This is a genomic window from Cytobacillus sp. SAFR-174, assembly GCF_051964675.1.
GTDB lineage: Bacteria > Bacillota > Bacilli > Bacillales > Cytobacillaceae > Cytobacillus.
On sequence record NZ_JBQCMZ010000020.1, the window covers coordinates 13,083 to 31,317 of the forward strand.

The following is an 18,235-nucleotide window of genomic DNA, read 5'->3' on the forward strand; positions in this document are numbered from 1 at the left end:
ATTCTTGCTGCAGTAAAAAGTCATTCTTTTTCTATAACCACCTGAGCCACAGCATACTCCCTGCTATGGGAAATCGACAAGTGAACCCCCTCTTTAAATGGCTTTACAATAAACGGCTTACCCTTTTCATCCTTTTCAATTTCAATATCCTGAAAGGAAAGTTCTTCGCCAATTCCGGTTCCCCATGCCTTTGAAAAAGCTTCTTTGGCCGCAAATCTTCCTGCAAGAAACTCTGCGCGCCTTTTTTCCGGCAATTGCTGATAGCCATTCAGCTCTTTAGGCGTCAGAATCCGAGCAGGAAACCGTTCCTGCCTGGCAATAATTTTCCGTATCCTCTCCAGGTCTGCAATATCAATCCCAATACCGGAAATCATCTCTCATCTTCCTTCTATTTATATTAATTGCTGCATAAAGAATACAGTAGAAGCAGGATTATGTACACATGATCCGCTGAATAAGTGTTATGGCATGCTGAAAACCCGCTTTTCAGGCTATGATGTAGATAACTATTTAAGCACGGAGGAGAGCCATGTTTACGAGAACGGAAAGCTTTAAGGAATTTATCCGCTATTACCCTGTTGTTACTGCTATCATTTGTATCCATATTATCATCTATCTATTAACCGTCATTCCCCTTTTCCCAAATTCACTTATATTTGAGAAGCTGGCTGGTGTCAATTTATATATTGTGGAGGGTGAATACTGGCGGCTGCTGAGCCCCATCATCCTGCACAGCGGCTTCTCCCATGTTTTATTTAACAGCTTTTCACTTGTTCTATTCGGTCCTGTCCTGGAAAGGCTCCTCGGGAAAACCAGATTCATTCTGCTTTATATCACTGCGGGGGCAGCCGCCAATATTGCTACACTCATCCTTGAGCCATTAACGTATATTCACGCCGGAGCCAGCGGTGCGATCTTTGGCCTGTTCGGCTACTTTGCAGCAATTCTGGTCTTTCGAAAAGAACTTTTATCCAGGGAAAACTCACAAATTATCCTGACCATCACGATCATCGGGGTCATTATGACCTTCCTGCAGCCAAACATCAATGTGACGGCGCATATATTCGGCCTTTTTGCAGGCTTCCTGATTGGCGCAGCCTCTCGTTCATCTTCTTCATCCGGCATCATAAGGTCAGGCGGATTTTCCGGCATCAGGCCTTCTTTAAAAGGAGTGCCTGCATCAAGGCTTGCTGTTTGGGGAGTTATCGTTATTTTAGCCATAGTGGGGTTTTTAGCCAGATAATAACGCCCACAGCTGGACAGTTAAACAAAAAAAGCGCTCACGGGCGCTTTTCTTTTTGTTTCAGTCCGGTATAAGAATACCATTTATAAATAGCATATACTTCTTTCCTGTCGAGATCCCGAACGGTTCCCCCTGTCCCGCCTGCCCCGGACATAGCCGCGGCTTCTATAGTAGCCAGACTGCGTTTTTTCTGGAAATAACTTTCTTTCATAGATAGGGACTGAATTCGATTTCTTCTCATAAAAACAGTTGTCCTTACTATACCTCGATATCTGAGTGCAAGCTGCTGTGAGCTGATATCCCAGCCTGCATCCCTGTATTTGAGATGTGACCATCCCAGCGCAAGAACCAGCAGCACCAAAGAAAAGTATCCCCACGGCCTGAAAAAGAGGAGCGGCACAGCGACAAAAGGCAGGATCCACAGAAACCCTCTCCACAAATAGCGGTTGAGCGCTCTTTTCGGAGCTTTAAAGAAACCCGGCTGCAGTTCATACTGTGGCAAGTGCGGCTTTAACAGACCGGCAATCCTTGTTTTTTTCACGATCGGCAGGATCATTAGCCGGGCGCTTTCATTGTCTTCAATGGAACCTCCCGCACTTTCGATATAGACAGTCGCCAGGCCAAATGGCTGCCTAAGCAGGTTTTCCCTTATCTGAATAGCCTGTATGCGGTTCAGCGGGATCGTCATTTGCCTCTTTTCGAGCAAGCCTCTGGTGACAATCAATTCATTCTCGTTTTTTATTAATGTAAAACCGGCATATTTCAGCATGCTTCCAATAAGAGCGATCAGCCATGCGATTAGAAAGACAATGAAGACCAGTATACTCACAAAAATTATTCCGTTGGCAATAAATCCTTCGAGCCCGGCAAACACCTTTTCATACGGAATGATTTCTTCAAATTGAAAAACAAAGGCAAAAACAGCTGAAATCACGACTCCTGCCCCGCCTGAAGTTGATGACAGAAGGAACAGTTCGCCAGGTGTAATTTTATAAATCACTTCCCGTTTCTGAACTGCTGGTTCCGGTTCTGAAGGATTGTTTTTGGCAGCTGAAAATGCCTGCTGAATGAAATCCGCATCTTCTTTGGAAATAGCCGTCAATACCGCTTCTGCCTCACCAGCACCGCTTGTGCCCGCTGTCTCCACCTTCATTTTCACAAGTCCAAAGGGTCTTTGCAGCAAGCCTTCCGATAAGTTGAGACTTTGGATTCTTTCAAGCGGAATATATCTTTTCTTCCTAACCAGAACACCATACTCGATTCGAAGCTCGCCTTCCTCCAGTCTATAGGTAAATCTCCACCAGGTAAGAATCCCGATTAAAAAAACCGCGATTATAACCCCTATAGACAGGACAAGCTGAACAATTTCGCCATTTCCTCCTCTGCTTCCAAAGACGACAAAAATAAGAAAAGGCACCAGCATTTCCTTAAGGTGTTTCAGGAAATTGACTGCCGCGGATATTGGGTGCAGCCGTTTCGGATTAGACATCATTTTCTGCAGCCCTTGCCAGCTGAGAAATGAAAAAGCGCAATTCCTCGGCTTCATCCACATCCAATGCCGGTATTTCATGAACGGTAGCTGCTGTCGAGATAGTGACAGTAGCCAGGCGATATTTACGCAATATCGGCCCTTGCCTCGTATCCACATGCTGCACCCGAATCATGGGAACAAGCGTCCTTTTTATCACAAACAGTCCATATTTAAGCTCTATTTCATTTTCCCGGACCTCATACCTCCATCTTTTCCACCTTAAAGATGGGAAAGTCATAATGACGAGGTAGGCATAAGCGGAATAGAACATTAAAGAAGCTCCAAAAACCCAAATAGGCCAATTAAACAGGATGGCAGCAGCAATAGCGCCCCCTGACAACACAAAAGGAAAAACAGAATGGAGCGTGCCGGAGATTCTCCAGGCAAGCAGTCCCCTTGCCGGAATCCTTTTATGCGGCTCTGTAATCATGCAGTACCCCCCGCAATTCCATAAAATTAATAGCATTAAATCCGCTCTTTCACTTCTATAAGTATACATGACAGAAAAAAGAAGTGTCTCCCTTTTATGAAAAAATTGGGGTACTGGTTATATTTCAAAGCTGGATGAATCAATAAAAGTCAGATTGGGGTTCATTTTCAAATCTTCAGCAAGCTTAAACAGGGCGCTGTCCTTCATTTTCGCTTCAATCATGCAATGAATCTCAGGCACTGACCCCTTAATGTTCTGCAGAAAATCCATAAACATATCCACATCAATATAATCCGCATGCGCTCTGAAGTCTTTGTCTGATTTGGGACTGGAAATATGCATTTTCACAGGCAGTTCAGAATGGTCCCATGTTGCTGCTGCCCTTTCCCATTGCCCTATCCAGTCATCATTCATGAAGTTGGCAAGGTGGTGATGGTAATCAAATACCAGCGGAATCCCAAGCTTTTCACAAAGGTAGAGCGTATCATCAAGTGTAAAAGTGGTATCATCATTCTCAAGAATAATCATTTGCTGGATTCCGGCAGGCGTAAAGGCCCAATTATGGATAAATTGTTCGAGAGCTTTTTCTTTATCATCATAGCCTCCGCCAACATGCAGAACACAGCGGTGAGCCGGATTCAGACGCATGCCTTTCAGCAGGGCTTCATGCATAGCCAGCGTTTTGATGGACATATTCAATGTGTCCACTTTCGGTGTATTAAGGAGCACAAAATGGTCAGGGTGAAAATCCACACGCATGGGATGTTCATCCAGAAAGTCGCCGATGCCCGACAGAATTTCTTTGAGTGGACGCATATACTTCCAATCAGAAAGTTCCTCATGATTAGCAAGGGGAATCAGCCGTGAACTGAAGCGAAAAAAATGGATATCATGGGTTGCATTGTGCTTTAGCAGCCTCAGGCAATTCTCCAAATTGGAAACGGCAATTCGCTCCAGTCTTGCAATAGCCGCATCACGGTCCTTAATACTTGAGAATTGTTTGAACGTCATCGTTTGTGATGGCGATGCATTTTTCAGATTCACACTCATCGCAACATACCCAAGGCGTACAATCGTCATGTCGATTCCTCCCGTACAGCTTTTCCCTTTAGTATGTACGGCAGCTGCTGAGAATTTGCATGTGTGGACGCACCCTGCATACAGACAAAATAAAAAGAGAGCAGAATTTCTGCTCTCCAAATTTCTTATCTATAGCTGTTGCTGTTTGAACGGCTGTTATTGTGGCTTGGGCGTTTTCCAGTGTGGCCCTGGCGGGATTTGTATGATCCTTTTTGGCCGCCCTGTCTGCCTCTGCCATTGTATCCTCCGCGGCTGCGGTCATTTGGCTTTCTGTCGCGCTTAGATGGAAGCGGCTTTTCCTCTGTTAATTTAACAGGGGTTGTATCCGGTTCTTTTGTCAGCATCTTCAGCACTGCCTGGACAACTATTGAAGCGTCCTTTTGTGCCAGAAGCTGATCTGCCGCTTCTTTATAGCTTCCAAGATTGTTTTCCTCGATGGTTTGCATGATTTTTTCCATTACAGCTTTTTGCTGGCCCTCTAGTGCCTCATCCAGTGTTGGAGCATCCATGCGTTCCATCTTTTTCTTAGTTGTACGTTCCACAACATGCAGATACGATTTCTCGCGCGGATTGATGAAGGTCATCGCAACACCCGTTTTTCCTGCACGTCCGGTCCGGCCGATGCGGTGAACATAGCTTTCAGGATCCTGAGGGATGTCAAAGTTGTAGACGTGCGTGACGCCGGAAATATCTAATCCGCGCGCTGCCACATCTGTTGCCACAAGGACATCAATGCTTCCCTCTTTGAACTTCCTGAGAACAGAAATACGTTTAGCCTGGCTTAAGTCACCATGGATTCCTTCAGCCATGTATCCACGAAGATTCAAGGCTTCAGCCAATTCATCAACACGGCGCTTTGTGCGTCCGAATACGATCGCCAATTCCGGTGATTGAATATCCAGAAGTCTTGTCAGCACATCAAATTTATTTTTTTCATGCACTTCCACATAGAATTGTTCAATAGATGAAACAGTCATTTCCTTAGCTTGTACGCGGACAACCTGAGGGTCCTTCATAAAGCGTTCTGCCATTCTGCGGATTGGCGCTGGCATTGTAGCAGAGAAGAGCAGTGTTTGGCGCTCTTCAGGAATTTGCGCAAGAATCGCTTCAATATCATCAATGAATCCCATGTTAAGCATTTCATCCGCTTCGTCAAGGATGGCCGTATGGACATGGTCCAAACGCAAAGTTTTGCGGTTGATGTGGTCCAGAATACGTCCTGGCGTTCCCACGATGATATGCGGTTTGTTCTTTAAAGCGCGGATTTGGCGATTAATATCCTGACCGCCATAAATGGAAAGGACTTTCGTTCTTTTTCCGTAGCCGATTTTATACAGTTCTTCCGATACCTGAATCGCCAGCTCACGTGTTGGGGCAATAACAATTCCCTGAATAAAATCTTTCGTGTTGTCGATTTTATCAATCATCGGGATTCCGAATGCAGCCGTTTTTCCTGTTCCTGTCTGCGCCTGCCCGATCAGGTCTTTATTCTCCAAACTTAACGGAATGGTCTGTGTCTGAATAGGAGTCGCTTCTTCAAATCCCATTCGTTTCAGTGATTTCATTGTCTCCGGGCTGATGCCCAAGTCTTGAAACTTTGTCAATGTATTCATTCTCCTTCTAATCATAGAAAAATTTTGTCCCTGCAAACCTGCAGGCAGGAGTTCTCCTGAAAAATTGGCCTATGAGTCACTCTTCCGGACGATTATAAGAAATGTTATGACACCTTGTAAGGAGCCTTTTTACCGGCATACCCGGCATCTAGATGCTGTAACTTCTCATTTTTATAAAAAGTGCGGTTATGTTTCGTTAAGAAGAGTCCCACTCACTATGAAACCCGCTTGAGGAAAGGATGAGGGTAAATTCTATCCAAATTGTTCACGGACAATCAGGTCTCTTAAGATAAGCACATTTAAGCACTCATCTAATTATGGCCTTACTGAAGTATGCTTTTTCAGCAATACTTCTGTATTTAATGAAAAAAGACATTCTCCTGCTGGAGTATGTCCGGGTTCTCAAAAGAAGTTCCTGTTGGCACTTTGGTGTTTATATTACCATTTTCAAGTAAGCATTGCAAACTTGAAGGGCTGGCTGAAAACCTTATCATTCAGGCTTTTTTTGCAGAAAGCCAAGGATCTCCTGAAAGAGGCGGTCCCCTTCCCCGCAATGGCAGATAAGATGCTTTGAGTCTTTTATAAAAATTAATTTTTTGGCCGATGAACCAATATTATTATATAAATATCTGGCGCTTCTCGGAGGCACAACTCCATCACTTTCACCTTGCGCAATCAATGTCGGCACAGTGATCTGATTTAAAATAGGCCGGATAGAAGCCACAAGCCTGCGGAATTGCAGTGTTGCTGTAATCGGTGTCGCACTGATTTTCCGCTTATATCTGACGAACATTTCATTGTCAGCCAGATTCCCCCTGAAAGCATCTCTTACCATCTCTTTAATATCGAAGAATAGCTGCTTTGGGTTTACGTAATAGGCAGCAGCACTAAGCAGGACCAATTTATCTACAGGGTAATGAACCGTTAAATAGCTGGCGATCAGGCCTCCCATTGAAAAGCCGATGACATAAACTTTATCACAGCGGCTTATCAGCCTCTTCAGCTCTTCCTCTGCATGCTCAATCCACTTGTTATAGGCAATTCCTTTTAGCTTCAATTCATCGCCATGACCCGGCAATGTCGGCACGGAAATCTCCCAGTCTGTATGCTCTTTTAAGTACTCTGCCAATGGTTCCACTTCAAATGGAGCTCCTGTAAAACCATGTATGCACATGCAGCCAATCATTCACGAGTCACCGCCATTTTTTCAATTTATGTTCATTTTATTTTACACTTTTTCCTTTTTGCCATACTAATCAAACCTGTTGGAAGATAAAAATTACAACGAAGGAACTATATAAAGTGAAACTTCAATCAGTGGGGGGTTCTTTTTCCCACTGATTGTTAGTTGAACCAATCGGGCCTTTACGGGCAGTTTGACCCCCGCTTATCCTACTTTGATTCCTCTGAGTCTGTAAGCGGGGGGGCCTACTGCCCGTTAGACTGCGATAAAAATAATTTAAACCCCTGTTCCACGTGAAACAGGGGTTTATTTCCTATAATAACAGATATATACATTTGTTTGTTTTTCAAAATAATCTTGCTGAAAATCTTCATGCTGTATCAGTCCTGCATCCCTTCTGTTAAAGCTAAAAGGTTGTCAAAAAAACTATTGAAGAGCTGATACAACTTCTTCAAGCTTCATGCCACGGGATGCCTTGACTAGCACAATGGTTTCCTGGTCGACATGTTTCTTCAGTTCTTGAATGAGATTCTGTTTGTCAGTAAAGGCTGCCACCCGTCCATAAGGCAGGACTTCCTTCGCCCCCTTGGCGATAAATTCACCAAGCTTGCCGAAAGTAAACACGTAATCAACCTTTTTTGCATCCACAGATTTTCCAGTGGAGTAATGGAAATCCTCCTCCTGCGGACCAAGCTCCAGCATATCGCCAAGAACGAGAACTTTCTTTTTATAGCCAGGCAGATTGGCGACCAGTTCAATGGCTGCATTCATGGATGTCGGACTGGCATTATAGGCATCATTAATAATTTTTTCACCCATTTTACCCTCGAGCAGCTCCATTCTCATATTCGTCAGCTTTAAGCTTACAAAGCCTTCGTTCATCTTTTCGTACGGAACGCCGAAATGGGATGCTGCACTCATCGCTGCCAGGGCATTTAGAACATTATGGGTGCCCAGTACAGGCAGATAAAATTTCTCGCTGGATCCATTGATCCCAAATGTGCTGCCCTTGTCACTCTGCTCGATATCCACCGGATACACATCGTTTTTCCCGGTTCTCCCAAAGGTTCTTAATGCAGCCGTACCATTGTAGGTTTTCAGCTTTTCATCAAGAAGAGGCTCATCACCGTAATAAATAACCAGGCCATTTTCCTGAAGGCCATTTATGATCTCCAGCTTCGCTTCGGCAATTCCTTCTCTGGAACCTAAATCCTGCAGATGGGATTCACCTATATTCGTAATGATCACGGCGTCCGGACGGGCAAGCTTCGTAAGAAAATCGATTTCTCCCCTTCCGCTCATTCCCATTTCCAGTACGGCGATTTCCGTATCTTCCTCAAGTGCCAGGATGGTTAGGGGCAGACCGATATGGTTGTTATAGTTGCCTTCCGTTTTTTGAACCTTATAGTTTAGTGACAGAAGATTTGCGGTCATATCCTTGGTCGTTGTTTTGCCGTTGCTTCCTGTGATTCCTGCGACCTTTACTTTTAATTCATTACGATAGCTTCTCGCCAATTCCTGAAGAGCTGTCAATGTATCTTCAACAATGAGGATTGGAAGATGCAGTGGAGGATTGGGAACATCCTTTTGCCAAAAGGCTGCGGCAGCCCCCTTTTCAATGGCATCTTCTACAAATCGGTGGCCATCCGAATTTTCCCCTTTGAAAGGAACAAATAAATTGCCCTTCCCGATTTTTCTGGAGTCAATGCTCACGCCCTGTATGGATGTGTCATTAAAAGAAGATACGTCATTATCTACTTTAATCATCTGTGTAATTTCTTGAAGTGTTTTCTTAATCATATGGCGCCTCCAATTGGGCAAAATCAGAAGACAGTAGATAATCCTGATTTTGCCATTTATGTATGAACAAAAGGAACACGGCAAAAATGCCGTGTTTCCTTCAACAGTTATGCCCTTTTACATGGTGTGTTTAATGCTTTGTTTCTCAGCATGACGTTCGATGGCCAGATTGACAAGCTTTTCAATCAGCTGAGGATATTCTACTCCCGTATGCTTCCACAGAAGCGGGAACATGCTGAAAGGTGTAAAGCCCGGCATGGTGTTGACTTCATTAATGTATAGCTTACCCTCTCTTGTTAAGAAGAAATCAGCCCGGACAAGACCTGAACAGTCAAGGGCCTTAAATGCCTTAATGGCCATGTCGCTCAGTTCACTGTACTCACTTTCGGAAATTTCAGCAGGAATGATTAATGCTGTGTCTCCATCCTCATATTTCGCTTTATAGTCATAGAATTCAACCTTCGGCACAATTTCACCGGCAACAGAGCATTCCGGATTATCATTGCCCAGCACGCCAGCTTCAATTTCTCTTGCAGTGACGCCTTCTTCGATAATGATTTTACGGTCAAATTGGAAAGCTTCTTTAAATGCTCCTTCAAGCTCTGAGCGGTTCATGCACTTGCTGATGCCCACACTGGAACCCAGGTTGGCCGGTTTTACGAAACACGGGTAGCCGAGTTCTTTTTCCACTTTTTCATACGCTGCCTCTGTTTCACTTTCCCACTCACTTCGGATAAACCAGACATACTTCACCTGCGGCAGGCCTGCCTGTGCAAATATATTTTTCATGATGACCTTATCCATGCCCGCTGATGAAGCCAATACTCCATTCCCCACATATGGCAGGTTTAAGAGCTCAAGCAGCCCCTGAACTGTGCCGTCTTCCCCGTTCGGACCATGAAGCAGCGGGAAGATGACATCAAATGGGCCTTTCTCCTGTGCATCCTGGAAAAGGGTCGGTGCCAATGCTGTTGGTGGAAGTGCTTCCCCCTGGGAGAATTCCAGCTCCTTTACATTGGAAACAGGACCCTGCAATTGAGGGCCTTTCACCCATCGGCCTTCTTCAGATATATAAATAGGATGAATTTCAAATTTCTCTAAATCCAATGCTTTAATGACAGCCATTGCAGTCTGCATAGAAACTTTATGCTCCGCTGACTTTCCGCCGTATAAAAGGCCAACCTTTGTTTTCATAAAAAGAACCTCCAATATTCAATCATGGACTAACCGGCTTTTCATGCCGTTTTATTTTTCTTAAACTGATTTATATGTGCATTCAAGCTATTCTATATTGTAACACTTTCACATTTAAGAAAGGGAGTGATTACATGTTCAATTCTTCAGGAATTTTTTTCTGCCTATACGCCCATATTTCTATATGTATGACAGAGCGCTGAAAAAGGAAACTTTTCTTATCTTAAACATAAATAATTTCCTTTTTCGGAAATAATTATTTTAGGAAAACGTTTACCTCGTTGCCATACAGCAAAACCCTTAATCCGCAAGTAATAATCAGAGTTTTTTTATTATTAAAACAAAAGTTTTATCTATTAACTTTTGCTGCAAAAAAGGATATAATCCCCCTAACAAAAACAATTGTATTTTTTAGGAGGACAAAAATAATGAAGTTCGGTTTGCTTCCCAGAATTATTGCTGCTATTGCATTGGGTATTTTAATAGGTTCTTTTTCTCCCCAATGGCTTATTCAGCTATTTGCTACTTTTAATGGACTGTTCGGAAACTTTCTTGGTTTCGCGATTCCGTTAATTATTATCGGATTCATCGCGCCAGGAATCGGCAGCATGGGGAAAGGGGCAGGGAAACTGCTTGGGATTACAACCGGTTTTGCTTATGCTTCCACAGTCACTGCCGGTTTAATTGCCTATTTTTCTGCGACGGTGTTATATCCTATTCTATTAAAAAACCAAAACTTCAAAGAGTTTGAGAATCCTGAGGATGCTTTGCTTTCACCCTTTTTCCAGGTGGACATGCCTCCGGTAATGGGTGTCATGACGGCACTGCTGATTTCATTCACTTTAGGCCTGGGATTGGCCGCAATCAAAGGAAACACTCTGCAAAATGCGATGAATGATTTCCGTGATATTATTGAAAAACTGATTGAAAAGGTCATCATTCCTTTGCTTCCTGTCCATATTTTCGGGATCTTCGCCAATATGACGCAGGGCGGCCAGGTTGGCGCCATTATTTCTGTATTTGCCAAAGTCTTTGTCATGATTATTGCTCTTCATCTTTTATTTTTACTGCTTCAATATTCAGCGGCAGGCAGCCTGATGAAAGCCAATCCGCTAAGACTCATGAAAAATATGATGCCTGCTTACTTTACGGCGCTTGGAACCCAGTCATCCGCATCCACGATTCCTGTTACGCTTAAACAGGTTAAAAAGCTTGGTGCACGCGAAAAAGTGGCGGATTTCTCTGTACCATTACTGGCAACGATTCATCTTTCCGGAAGCACAATTACCATTGTGAGCTGTGCGATTGCCGTAATGATGCTGCAGGGACAAACCACATCATTTGCAGAAATCCTGCCTTTCATATTAATGCTTGGAATTACAATGATCGCGGCTCCAGGTGTTCCCGGAGGAGCTGTCATGGCCGCACTTGGTCTGCTAGAAAGCATGCTCGGATTCAATGAAACCATGCTCGCGCTGATGATTGCCCTATACCTTGCCCAGGACAGCTTCGGAACTGCGTGCAATGTAACTGGTGACGGTGCATTGACCCTGCTGTCTGATAAGGCAAGCGGCAAAGAGAAGAAGCTTCAGCCACAATCGGCTGTGAAAGCCGGCTGATTGAAAAAAGATGTCCCTGCCGGGGCATCTTTTTTGGTTTAATGACAAGAATGCCACAGTCAAAGCAGACTGTGGCATTCAATTATTCCTAATGGCCCGATAGGTTTGCACCGGGTTTACGGTGAACCCCTAAACGGTTAATCAAGTTCGAGCTTGGTGCGTTTAATCCGGTCAGGCGGACTAAAACTCCCTGATCCCGAAGTTTCAGCACTATTTTATCGATGGCAGCGACACCTGAGTCATCCCAGACATGCGCCTGTGTAAAATCAATTTCAACTTCTTTTAATTCTTCGTTAAAGTCGAATGCTGCTACAAGTTCATCTACAGAAGCAAAGAAAACTTGGCCTGTTACAGCGTATATTTTCTTATCTCCTTCAATTCGTGAAGCAACATGCACTTTCGAAATTTTAGCGACAAAGAAGATCGCACTCAGGATAATCCCGGCAAAAACTCCTTTGGACAGGTCATGGGTAAAAACAGTTGTCACAGTCGTTACTATCATAACAATCGAATCTGTGACAGGCGTCTTAGCAAGGCTCTTTATGGATGACCAGTCGAATGTTCCGATCGATACCATGATCATAACACCAACTAGAGCAGCCATCGGTATTTGCACAACAATATTGCCTAATACTAAAATCAGAAACATCAGGAATGCGCCGGCTACTAGCGTTGACAGCCTGCCTCTTCCTCCGGATTTCACATTAATGACGGACTGTCCAATCATCGCACAGCCTGCCATTCCGCCGAATAAACCGGACACGATATTTGCAATTCCCTGTCCGCGGCTTTCCATGTTCTTATCACTGGCCGTATCGGTCATGTCATCCACAATCGATGCAGTCAGCAGAGATTCAAGCAAGCCCACAATCGCAAGGGCAATAGAGTAAGGGAAAATAATTTTCAGAGTCTCAAGGTTCAATGGAACATCCGGTATAAAGAATGCCGGAAGAGCTGATGTGATGGTTCCCATATCGCCAACTGTGCGCACATCACTCTTTGTCATGATGGCAATGATCGTAATAACAATTATCGCTACCAGAGGAGATGGCACGGCTTTCGTAAATCTCGGGAAAAGATAAATAATCGCCAATGCACCGGCAACCATTGCATACATCACCCAAGTTGCATCTACAAATTGCTCCAGCTGAGCCATAAAAATTAAAATCGCCAGTGCGTTAACAAATCCAATCATAACGGCACGGGGAATAAATTTCATAAAGCGGGCCAATTTAAGCACACCAAATAAGATCTGCAGGACTCCCGTCAAAATAGTCGCAGCAAATAAATACTGCAGTCCTTGATCAGCTACTAAAGTAACCATCAATAACGCCATCGCACCGGTTGCAGCAGAAATCATTCCAGGCCTTCCGCCTACTATAGCAATGGTTACAGCAATACAGAACGAAGCATACAATCCAATCATCGGATCGACACCCGCAATAATAGAGAAAGCAATCGCCTCAGGAATCAGCGCCAATGCCACTACGATTCCAGCAAGGATGTCTCCCTTCACATTGCCAAACCATTGTTCTTTTTTTGTTAAAACTCTCAAATAAACACCTCGTTCTAATAGATTTATAGTAATGACTTTGAACTCTCATCAAAGTCGGGCCGACAAAAACATATAGAATCATAACACATATACTTATATTTACAAGCTCTCATGTAAGCGCAAATAACCCTTATAATCTTGTTTTTTCTTTTGAAATCTCACGATTACTATATATCCAACAAAAAAAATGACCCTGAAACAGAGTCATTTTTAACCGATAGGTGAACAAATCTCAATATAATGCCCATCCGGATCTTCCACATATGCCACTTTCTGTCCCCAGGGTTTTTCAACAGGATCGAGCAGGACTGGCACCCCTGCGGCCTTGAGCTTTTCCACAACAGCTTCCACTTCTTCCGTCACAAAACCAAGCTCGAATGTCTGCTCCTTCCTCGCTCCATCCGGTATTGGCAGCCCGGTGACTTCCCGTCCGCCTTCTCTCGTATTGAAGGAAAGAATGGTGCTGCCTGTATCATACTCGATGTAAGTTCCAAATTCATTCCTAAGCTTCAGGCCCAGCAATTCACCATAAAAATGCTTCGTTCTTTCCAGGCTTTCCGCATATAAAATAACATAACCCATCTTCAATTCCAATTATGTTCACCTCTTCATAATTTCTATTCATGATATGATTTCAATATAGGAGGTATTTTCTCCTTTTAAAAGAATGTAAAACTATGGAATGATTATTATTAGACGTGCGGTTTTTTACTAAGATTTAATGGAGGTGTACCTGCTTTGATCGAAGATATTGCCCTAAAGGCAAAGATTCGTCCCATACAGGAAGAGGATTTGCCCATTTTATGGAACTATATTTATGGAACGGACAGCCCTGAGTGGAAAAAATGGGATGCTCCCTATTTTCCTCTTGAGCATAAAGACTATGAAACATATAAACAGGAATTCCTCCTAAAGGCAGAAGAACATCCGCCTCGCAGCATGGTAATTGAAGCATCTGAAAAAGTGATCGGCACCGTGGGATATTACTGGGAGCATCGCGGTTCTAACTGGCTTGAGGCTGGTATTATTATTTACGATTCTGATTATTGGAATGGCGGGTATGGCACGGAAGCACTTACTCTCTGGGTCGATTATCTTTTTTCATCGCTCCCGCTTGCCCGGGTGGGCATTACCACCTGGTCCGGCAACAAAAGAATGATGAAAGCAGCTGAAAAGATTGGCATGCAGCTTGAAGGAAGAATGCGAAGGTGCCGGATCGTAAACGGGGAATATTATGACAGCATCCGGATGGGTGTACTGAGGGAAGAGTGGGAGAAAAAGGCATAATAAAAAGGCTCGTTTTTTAGCGAGCCTTTTTATGTCCTGCTTTCCAGCACGTGAAGATAACCTCCTGCAATCTTACTGATTTCTTCGGATTTCCACTCCGGAAAAACAGCGATAAAGCAAGTAGCAGGACCAGCTGATTTATTAAGGTCCAAATGGTTTTCAAAATCATTCTCCTTAAATTCTTTATTGGAGAATAGGCCATTCAGTTCCTTCAGTATTCCTTTTGAACCTATTGGAAGAGTTACAATCTCATCTATCGAATTTATTGCTTTAAATAGTTTCAGGGGTGCTGCCTCCGCCTCCCTCTCAATCAGCTCCTGGCCCACCAATGGGGAACCGATCACCGCTATCCTTGTATCATCTGTATTCGTTAGGGTATCAGCAGGAAGCTCTCCCTTCCTTTTGCCAAGTACAGATAAGCCTACCGCAGATTGAAGCAGGTTAAAGTTGCTTTCTGTACTGCCGGTGATTTGCAGTTCCGTAAGGCCTAATTCATCTGCGCCCTTTTTAATGCCCTGTATAAGCTGGTCCCAGGCATCATCTCCGCAGAAATTCTGAAGGACAGCAGCAAATGGCTGAGCACCTGCAGACATGCATTCCATGACAGCAACACGGAAGGAATAATACGAAACGGTCTCGTAAGGAACACGGACAGCATCCTGCTCTTTCTCGCCGATTGCTCCGCTGTTATCACTGGCTACCACAATGGTTTCTTCAGCATTAAAAGGGAAGCTTAAGACATCCCTCACTGCTCACCACCTGCTTCGGCCAAAGCCGGTCCCACGAACTTAACAAGTCTTGGAATCGCTATATAAGCAATAACAGCATTAATCACAGAACCTATAAAAAGGGAAGGCACAATTGCCAGGTAAAAGGCCTGCCCCATTAAGAAGATAAATGGAAGCGGGGCTGCAAAGGCATTGCCTAACACAAAAAGAATCCCAGCAAGCCAGTGCCTGCCTCTCTGGTATAATGAGCTGAATACAAAGGCGAGAAATGCCATTTCAACGGCAATCAGGAGATGAAGGGGCCCTAAAGGCAAGCCGCCCAATAATGCTGACAGCAGATGCCCGATGGCTGCAACGGCCGCTCCGCCATAGCCGCCAAACAGCACAGCGGCGAACAAAGCAGGAAATGAATCCAGTGCCACGCTTCCGATAAGGGCCGGAACTTTAATCGCTGCACCGATTGCTGTCAATGCAATCAGCATGGCGGCCATGCCCAATCGCATGCTTTTCATTACTTATCCTCCTTGCGCTTTCCTTCACGGAATACATTCGCACTGCGCACATATTCTACATCTTTCTGGTTCAAGCGGAAATTAATCACCCTGGCCAGGGCAAAGAAGTAATCAGACAAGCGATTCAGGAATTTCAGTGCTACTGCAGAAGTTTCCGGATCCGCTTTTTTTAGTGAGACCACAAGACGCTCCGCTCTCCGGGTTACTGTCCTGGCAATATGAATGGATGCAGATGCAGGTGCTCCTCCAGGCAGAATAAACCTTTCCAGCTTTGGCGCTTCTTCAATCAATCTATCAATCTTAGTCTCCAAATAATCAACAGAATCCTTCGTCAATTTAAGCTCCCGCTTTTTCGTAACATTCGCCAGGTCGCCTCCACAGTCAAAAAGCTCATGCTGAATCTTCTCCAGATCCTCCAGGACATCCTGAAAAATGGCCGGATCCAGCTGTGTCATGGCCTGCCCGACAAAACAGTTGACTTCATCCACTGTTCCATAGGCTTCAACCCTTACATCATCCTTCTCCACTCTGCCTCCGATAATGCTTGTTTTTCCCTCATCACCAGTCCGTGTATAAAGTTTCATCAGCGATTCCCCATTTCATTTTATTTTTTGATTGATGCCATACCAAATCAAATCGACTCTATCTGCAGCAGCAGCGGCATCCTGAAAGGCCCATCCTGCTGCATCCCGCCACTTTCGGTCAAGCGCCTCCATCGGAACAATCCCTTTTGAAATATCAGCTCCGATTAAGACGATTTTCCGGTTAACATCTTCTTTTTCCCATTGGAGCCACTTTTTTAGCATCTCCTGCCATTTGTCCCGAATCTCTTCAAACTCCAACTCTTGTGTCCACTCCCGAATCATTGCCTCAATTCCCTCAAAAATAATCAGGCTTTGATCCAGATCGCCAGCCGACTCACTTTGATAAGCTGAAATCCATTTATGAGGAGTGTCTGCCAATTGATAAAAATCCTTCACCCATTCGGACTTCCCGTTAAACCTGCCTCCTGTAATGAAGTGCATCGCTCTCCCCTCCTAAACGCTTCCCGTGTCCATCTAAGCTCATAACCTCTTCCAAATGGAACTTGCCACTCCCAGAATTCTTTTTGCTCCGGTGCATACTTTACAAGAAGATACTTTATGACTCCGCCATGTGTAATAATAGCTGCATCTCTGTTATTTCCCTGAAGCAATTGATCTGTTAAATTCTGCCACCCTTTATCCACTCTTGCTGTGAAGGATGCAAAGGATTCTCCTCCAGGCAGCACCCCTGAGAAAGGGTCTTCCAGCCATTTTTGATATGCCTCGTTATCTTTCAGCTCTTGATATGTCCTGCCTTCCCACTCTCCAAAATGCATTTCTCTCCATTCAGGACAAGGTTCAATAGAATGATCCGGGAAAAGAATAGCCGCCGTCTTCATGCATCTGCCTAAATCACTTGCAAAAATTCTTCTGTAGCCTTGATGGGCCGGGGCAAGCTTATTCTTATGTTCCGGACACAGAGGAGAATCTGTCCACCCCAGATAAGCATGGGACTTATTAGCTTCTGTCAGCCCATGACGAAATAATGCAACAGCCACAGTATCATCCATAAAAGCACCTCCGTCCCTTCCACACTGGCCCCAAGGACATCCCCTGTCATTCCGCCAAACCAGGCAATGACTTTTCTTGATAATAATACGAAAAACAAGATTGAAAAAAGAACCATGAAAAGAAATCCAACAATAGCCGGGTAACCAGCCAGCCAAGCAGCTGCCGCGGCGGCCAGAAGGAAGACAGGATAAATAGACAGGGTGGTTTTAACAGCAGCCTGCTGAAATAATGAGCCCAGCCCCTCTTTTTTGGCCCCCTTAACGTTTATCAGCAATGTCCCCATTACCATCTTGCTTAAAAAGGGAATCATGGCTATTAAAAAATAGGAAGTTGGATTTGATAAAAGCACAATTTCATAGATAAATAGAAACCGGGCACCCAGCAGGACAATAACAGACAGCACCCCGAACGCCCCCACCCTGGGATCACTCATGATTTCAAGCCGCTTCTTCTGATCGCGATAGGAGAAGAACGCATCGCTCGCATCCATCCACCCATCAAGATGGATCCCGCCAGTCAGTAAAATGCCGGCCAGCCAAACCGCAAAGGCTGCTGCCAATGGTGAAAAGGGAGTCCATTCAAGAAAAGCATAAAGAATAAATGCATAAATCCCACCCTGAATGAGGCCGGCTATAGGGAAAGTTCTGATGGCCTTCTCCAGATGAGGCTTATCCATGGGCAGGGAAATCGGAATGGGAATGCTTGTGAAAAATTGAAGATTGATCAATAATCCTTTAAGCCATTTCATTCTGTTTTCTCCAGCTAAAGACGATTTCCTTTAATTTTTCCCATTCAAGATGCTTTAGCATCGCTTCAGACAGCTCATCATATTTGCTGTCATCCACTGTTTCCGGATGAGCGGCTG

General features: G+C 44.4%; 19 protein-coding genes. 3 read left to right on the forward strand and 16 right to left on the reverse strand.

All coding sequences use genetic code 11. The annotated features are described in order from the left end of the window. Positions 1-20 precede the first annotated feature (20 nt). Positions 21-374: a holo-ACP synthase gene (gene acpS / locus ACTHRG_RS18235; RefSeq protein ID WP_076263010.1), complete on the reverse strand. Its 354-nt coding sequence runs from the start codon at positions 372-374 to the stop codon at positions 21-23. Positions 375-529: 155 nt separating this feature from the next. Here acpS and ACTHRG_RS18240 point away from each other — a divergent pair, with 155 nt between their 5' ends. After that, positions 530-1,243, forward strand: coding sequence for a rhomboid family intramembrane serine protease (locus ACTHRG_RS18240; RefSeq protein ID WP_440231733.1), 714 nt, complete (start codon positions 530-532; stop codon positions 1,241-1,243). Between the two features lie 37 nt (positions 1,244-1,280). Here the strand turns inward: ACTHRG_RS18240 and ACTHRG_RS18245 are convergent, their stop codons facing one another. The 7 genes from ACTHRG_RS18245 to ACTHRG_RS18275 all read right to left on the reverse strand — a co-directional run bounded on the left by ACTHRG_RS18245 (position 1,281) and on the right by ACTHRG_RS18275 (position 10,074). Further along, a complete protein-coding gene (locus ACTHRG_RS18245) occupies positions 1,281-2,735 on the reverse strand; it encodes a PH domain-containing protein (protein ID WP_440231734.1) in 1,455 nt (484 codons plus the stop codon). After that, the gene (locus ACTHRG_RS18250; RefSeq protein ID WP_440231735.1) at positions 2,725-3,204 is read right to left on the reverse strand and encodes a PH domain-containing protein; all 480 of its coding nucleotides are present in this window, start codon (positions 3,202-3,204) and stop codon (positions 2,725-2,727) included. The genes ACTHRG_RS18245 and ACTHRG_RS18250 overlap by 11 nt, the downstream gene beginning before the upstream one ends. A gap of 117 nt (positions 3,205-3,321) precedes the next feature. Continuing rightward, positions 3,322-4,284, reverse strand: a complete 963-nt coding sequence (uvsE, locus tag ACTHRG_RS18255) for a UV DNA damage repair endonuclease UvsE (RefSeq protein WP_440231736.1) — start codon at positions 4,282-4,284, stop codon at positions 3,322-3,324. Between the two features lie 125 nt (positions 4,285-4,409). Then, positions 4,410-5,888, reverse strand: coding sequence for a DEAD/DEAH box helicase (locus tag ACTHRG_RS18260; protein ID WP_335689765.1), 1,479 nt, complete (start codon positions 5,886-5,888; stop codon positions 4,410-4,412). A 499-nt stretch (positions 5,889-6,387) separates the two neighbouring features. Next, entirely contained in the window at positions 6,388-7,083 is a 696-nt protein-coding gene (locus ACTHRG_RS18265) for an alpha/beta hydrolase (protein ID WP_076262998.1), read from the reverse strand. Positions 7,084-7,506: 423 nt separating this feature from the next. Beyond that, positions 7,507-8,880, reverse strand: coding sequence for a UDP-N-acetylmuramoyl-tripeptide--D-alanyl-D-alanine ligase (locus ACTHRG_RS18270; protein ID WP_440231737.1), 1,374 nt, complete (start codon positions 8,878-8,880; stop codon positions 7,507-7,509). A 117-nt stretch (positions 8,881-8,997) separates the two neighbouring features. Next, complete coding sequence (locus tag ACTHRG_RS18275; RefSeq protein ID WP_076262994.1) at positions 8,998-10,074, reverse strand: D-alanine--D-alanine ligase; 1,077 nt, start codon at positions 10,072-10,074, stop codon at positions 8,998-9,000. 428 nt (positions 10,075-10,502) lie between these two features. Here ACTHRG_RS18275 and ACTHRG_RS18280 point away from each other — a divergent pair, with 428 nt between their 5' ends. Further along, positions 10,503-11,693, forward strand: a complete 1,191-nt coding sequence (locus tag ACTHRG_RS18280; protein ID WP_076262992.1) for a dicarboxylate/amino acid:cation symporter — start codon at positions 10,503-10,505, stop codon at positions 11,691-11,693. Positions 11,694-11,781: 88 nt separating this feature from the next. On the opposite strand, the gene ACTHRG_RS18285 is transcribed toward ACTHRG_RS18280, so the two are convergent. Both ACTHRG_RS18285 and ACTHRG_RS18290 read right to left on the reverse strand, forming a co-directional pair. Next, complete coding sequence (locus ACTHRG_RS18285) at positions 11,782-13,248, reverse strand: SulP family inorganic anion transporter (RefSeq protein ID WP_076262989.1); 1,467 nt, start codon at positions 13,246-13,248, stop codon at positions 11,782-11,784. Between the two features lie 210 nt (positions 13,249-13,458). After that, a complete protein-coding gene (locus ACTHRG_RS18290; protein ID WP_076262986.1) occupies positions 13,459-13,842 on the reverse strand; it encodes a VOC family protein in 384 nt (127 codons plus the stop codon). A gap of 147 nt (positions 13,843-13,989) precedes the next feature. Between ACTHRG_RS18290 and ACTHRG_RS18295 the strand changes: the two genes are divergently transcribed. Next, positions 13,990-14,535 carry a GNAT family N-acetyltransferase gene (locus ACTHRG_RS18295; RefSeq protein ID WP_076263034.1) on the forward strand — a complete coding sequence of 182 codons (546 nt, stop codon included), beginning with the start codon at positions 13,990-13,992 and terminating at the stop codon, positions 14,533-14,535. Positions 14,536-14,564: 29 nt separating this feature from the next. Here ACTHRG_RS18295 and ACTHRG_RS18300 read toward each other — a convergent pair whose 3' ends face one another. The 6 genes from ACTHRG_RS18300 to cobS are packed head-to-tail and all read right to left on the reverse strand — an operon-like array spanning position 14,565 to position 18,118. Then, positions 14,565-15,284: an ATP-binding protein gene (locus tag ACTHRG_RS18300; RefSeq protein ID WP_076262983.1), complete on the reverse strand. Its 720-nt coding sequence runs from the start codon at positions 15,282-15,284 to the stop codon at positions 14,565-14,567. Continuing rightward, positions 15,281-15,775, reverse strand: a complete 495-nt coding sequence (locus tag ACTHRG_RS18305; protein ID WP_440231738.1) for an ECF transporter S component — start codon at positions 15,773-15,775, stop codon at positions 15,281-15,283. Before ACTHRG_RS18305 ends, ACTHRG_RS18300 begins: the two co-directional genes overlap by 4 nt. Then, positions 15,775-16,359: a cob(I)yrinic acid a,c-diamide adenosyltransferase gene (locus ACTHRG_RS18310; protein ID WP_076262977.1), complete on the reverse strand. Its 585-nt coding sequence runs from the start codon at positions 16,357-16,359 to the stop codon at positions 15,775-15,777. Before ACTHRG_RS18310 ends, ACTHRG_RS18305 begins: the two co-directional genes overlap by 1 nt. A 15-nt stretch (positions 16,360-16,374) precedes the next feature. After that, a complete protein-coding gene (locus ACTHRG_RS18315; RefSeq protein ID WP_076262974.1) occupies positions 16,375-16,800 on the reverse strand; it encodes a bifunctional adenosylcobinamide kinase/adenosylcobinamide-phosphate guanylyltransferase in 426 nt (141 codons plus the stop codon). Then, positions 16,752-17,369: a histidine phosphatase family protein gene (locus tag ACTHRG_RS18320; protein WP_076263031.1), complete on the reverse strand. Its 618-nt coding sequence runs from the start codon at positions 17,367-17,369 to the stop codon at positions 16,752-16,754. Before ACTHRG_RS18320 ends, ACTHRG_RS18315 begins: the two co-directional genes overlap by 49 nt. After that, positions 17,327-18,118, reverse strand: a complete 792-nt coding sequence (gene cobS, locus ACTHRG_RS18325) for an adenosylcobinamide-GDP ribazoletransferase (protein WP_076262972.1) — start codon at positions 18,116-18,118, stop codon at positions 17,327-17,329. Before cobS ends, ACTHRG_RS18320 begins: the two co-directional genes overlap by 43 nt. Between the last annotated feature and the right edge of the window lie 117 nt (positions 18,119-18,235).

Excerpts from the sequence above, each read along its gene's own strand:
- acpS (WP_076263010.1), bottom strand. The coding sequence starts at position 374 with ATGATTTCCGGTATTGGGATTGATATTGCAGACCTGGAGAGGATACGG.
- ACTHRG_RS18240 (WP_440231733.1), top strand. The coding sequence starts at position 530 with ATGTTTACGAGAACGGAAAGCTTTAAGGAATTTATCCGCTATTACCCT.
- ACTHRG_RS18245 (WP_440231734.1), bottom strand. The coding sequence starts at position 2,735 with ATGATGTCTAATCCGAAACGGCTGCACCCAATATCCGCGGCAGTCAAT.
- ACTHRG_RS18250 (WP_440231735.1), bottom strand. The coding sequence starts at position 3,204 with ATGATTACAGAGCCGCATAAAAGGATTCCGGCAAGGGGACTGCTTGCC.
- uvsE (WP_440231736.1), bottom strand. The coding sequence starts at position 4,284 with ATGACGATTGTACGCCTTGGGTATGTTGCGATGAGTGTGAATCTGAAA.
- ACTHRG_RS18265 (WP_076262998.1), bottom strand. The coding sequence starts at position 7,083 with ATGATTGGCTGCATGTGCATACATGGTTTTACAGGAGCTCCATTTGAA.
- ACTHRG_RS18270 (WP_440231737.1), bottom strand. The coding sequence starts at position 8,880 with ATGATTAAGAAAACACTTCAAGAAATTACACAGATGATTAAAGTAGAT.
- ACTHRG_RS18275 (WP_076262994.1), bottom strand. The coding sequence starts at position 10,074 with ATGAAAACAAAGGTTGGCCTTTTATACGGCGGAAAGTCAGCGGAGCAT.
- ACTHRG_RS18280 (WP_076262992.1), top strand. The coding sequence starts at position 10,503 with ATGAAGTTCGGTTTGCTTCCCAGAATTATTGCTGCTATTGCATTGGGT.
- ACTHRG_RS18305 (WP_440231738.1), bottom strand. The coding sequence starts at position 15,775 with ATGAAAAGCATGCGATTGGGCATGGCCGCCATGCTGATTGCATTGACA.
- ACTHRG_RS18310 (WP_076262977.1), bottom strand. The coding sequence starts at position 16,359 with ATGAAACTTTATACACGGACTGGTGATGAGGGAAAAACAAGCATTATC.
- ACTHRG_RS18315 (WP_076262974.1), bottom strand. The coding sequence starts at position 16,800 with ATGCACTTCATTACAGGAGGCAGGTTTAACGGGAAGTCCGAATGGGTG.
- ACTHRG_RS18320 (WP_076263031.1), bottom strand. The coding sequence starts at position 17,369 with ATGGATGATACTGTGGCTGTTGCATTATTTCGTCATGGGCTGACAGAA.
- cobS (WP_076262972.1), bottom strand. The coding sequence starts at position 18,118 with ATGAAATGGCTTAAAGGATTATTGATCAATCTTCAATTTTTCACAAGC.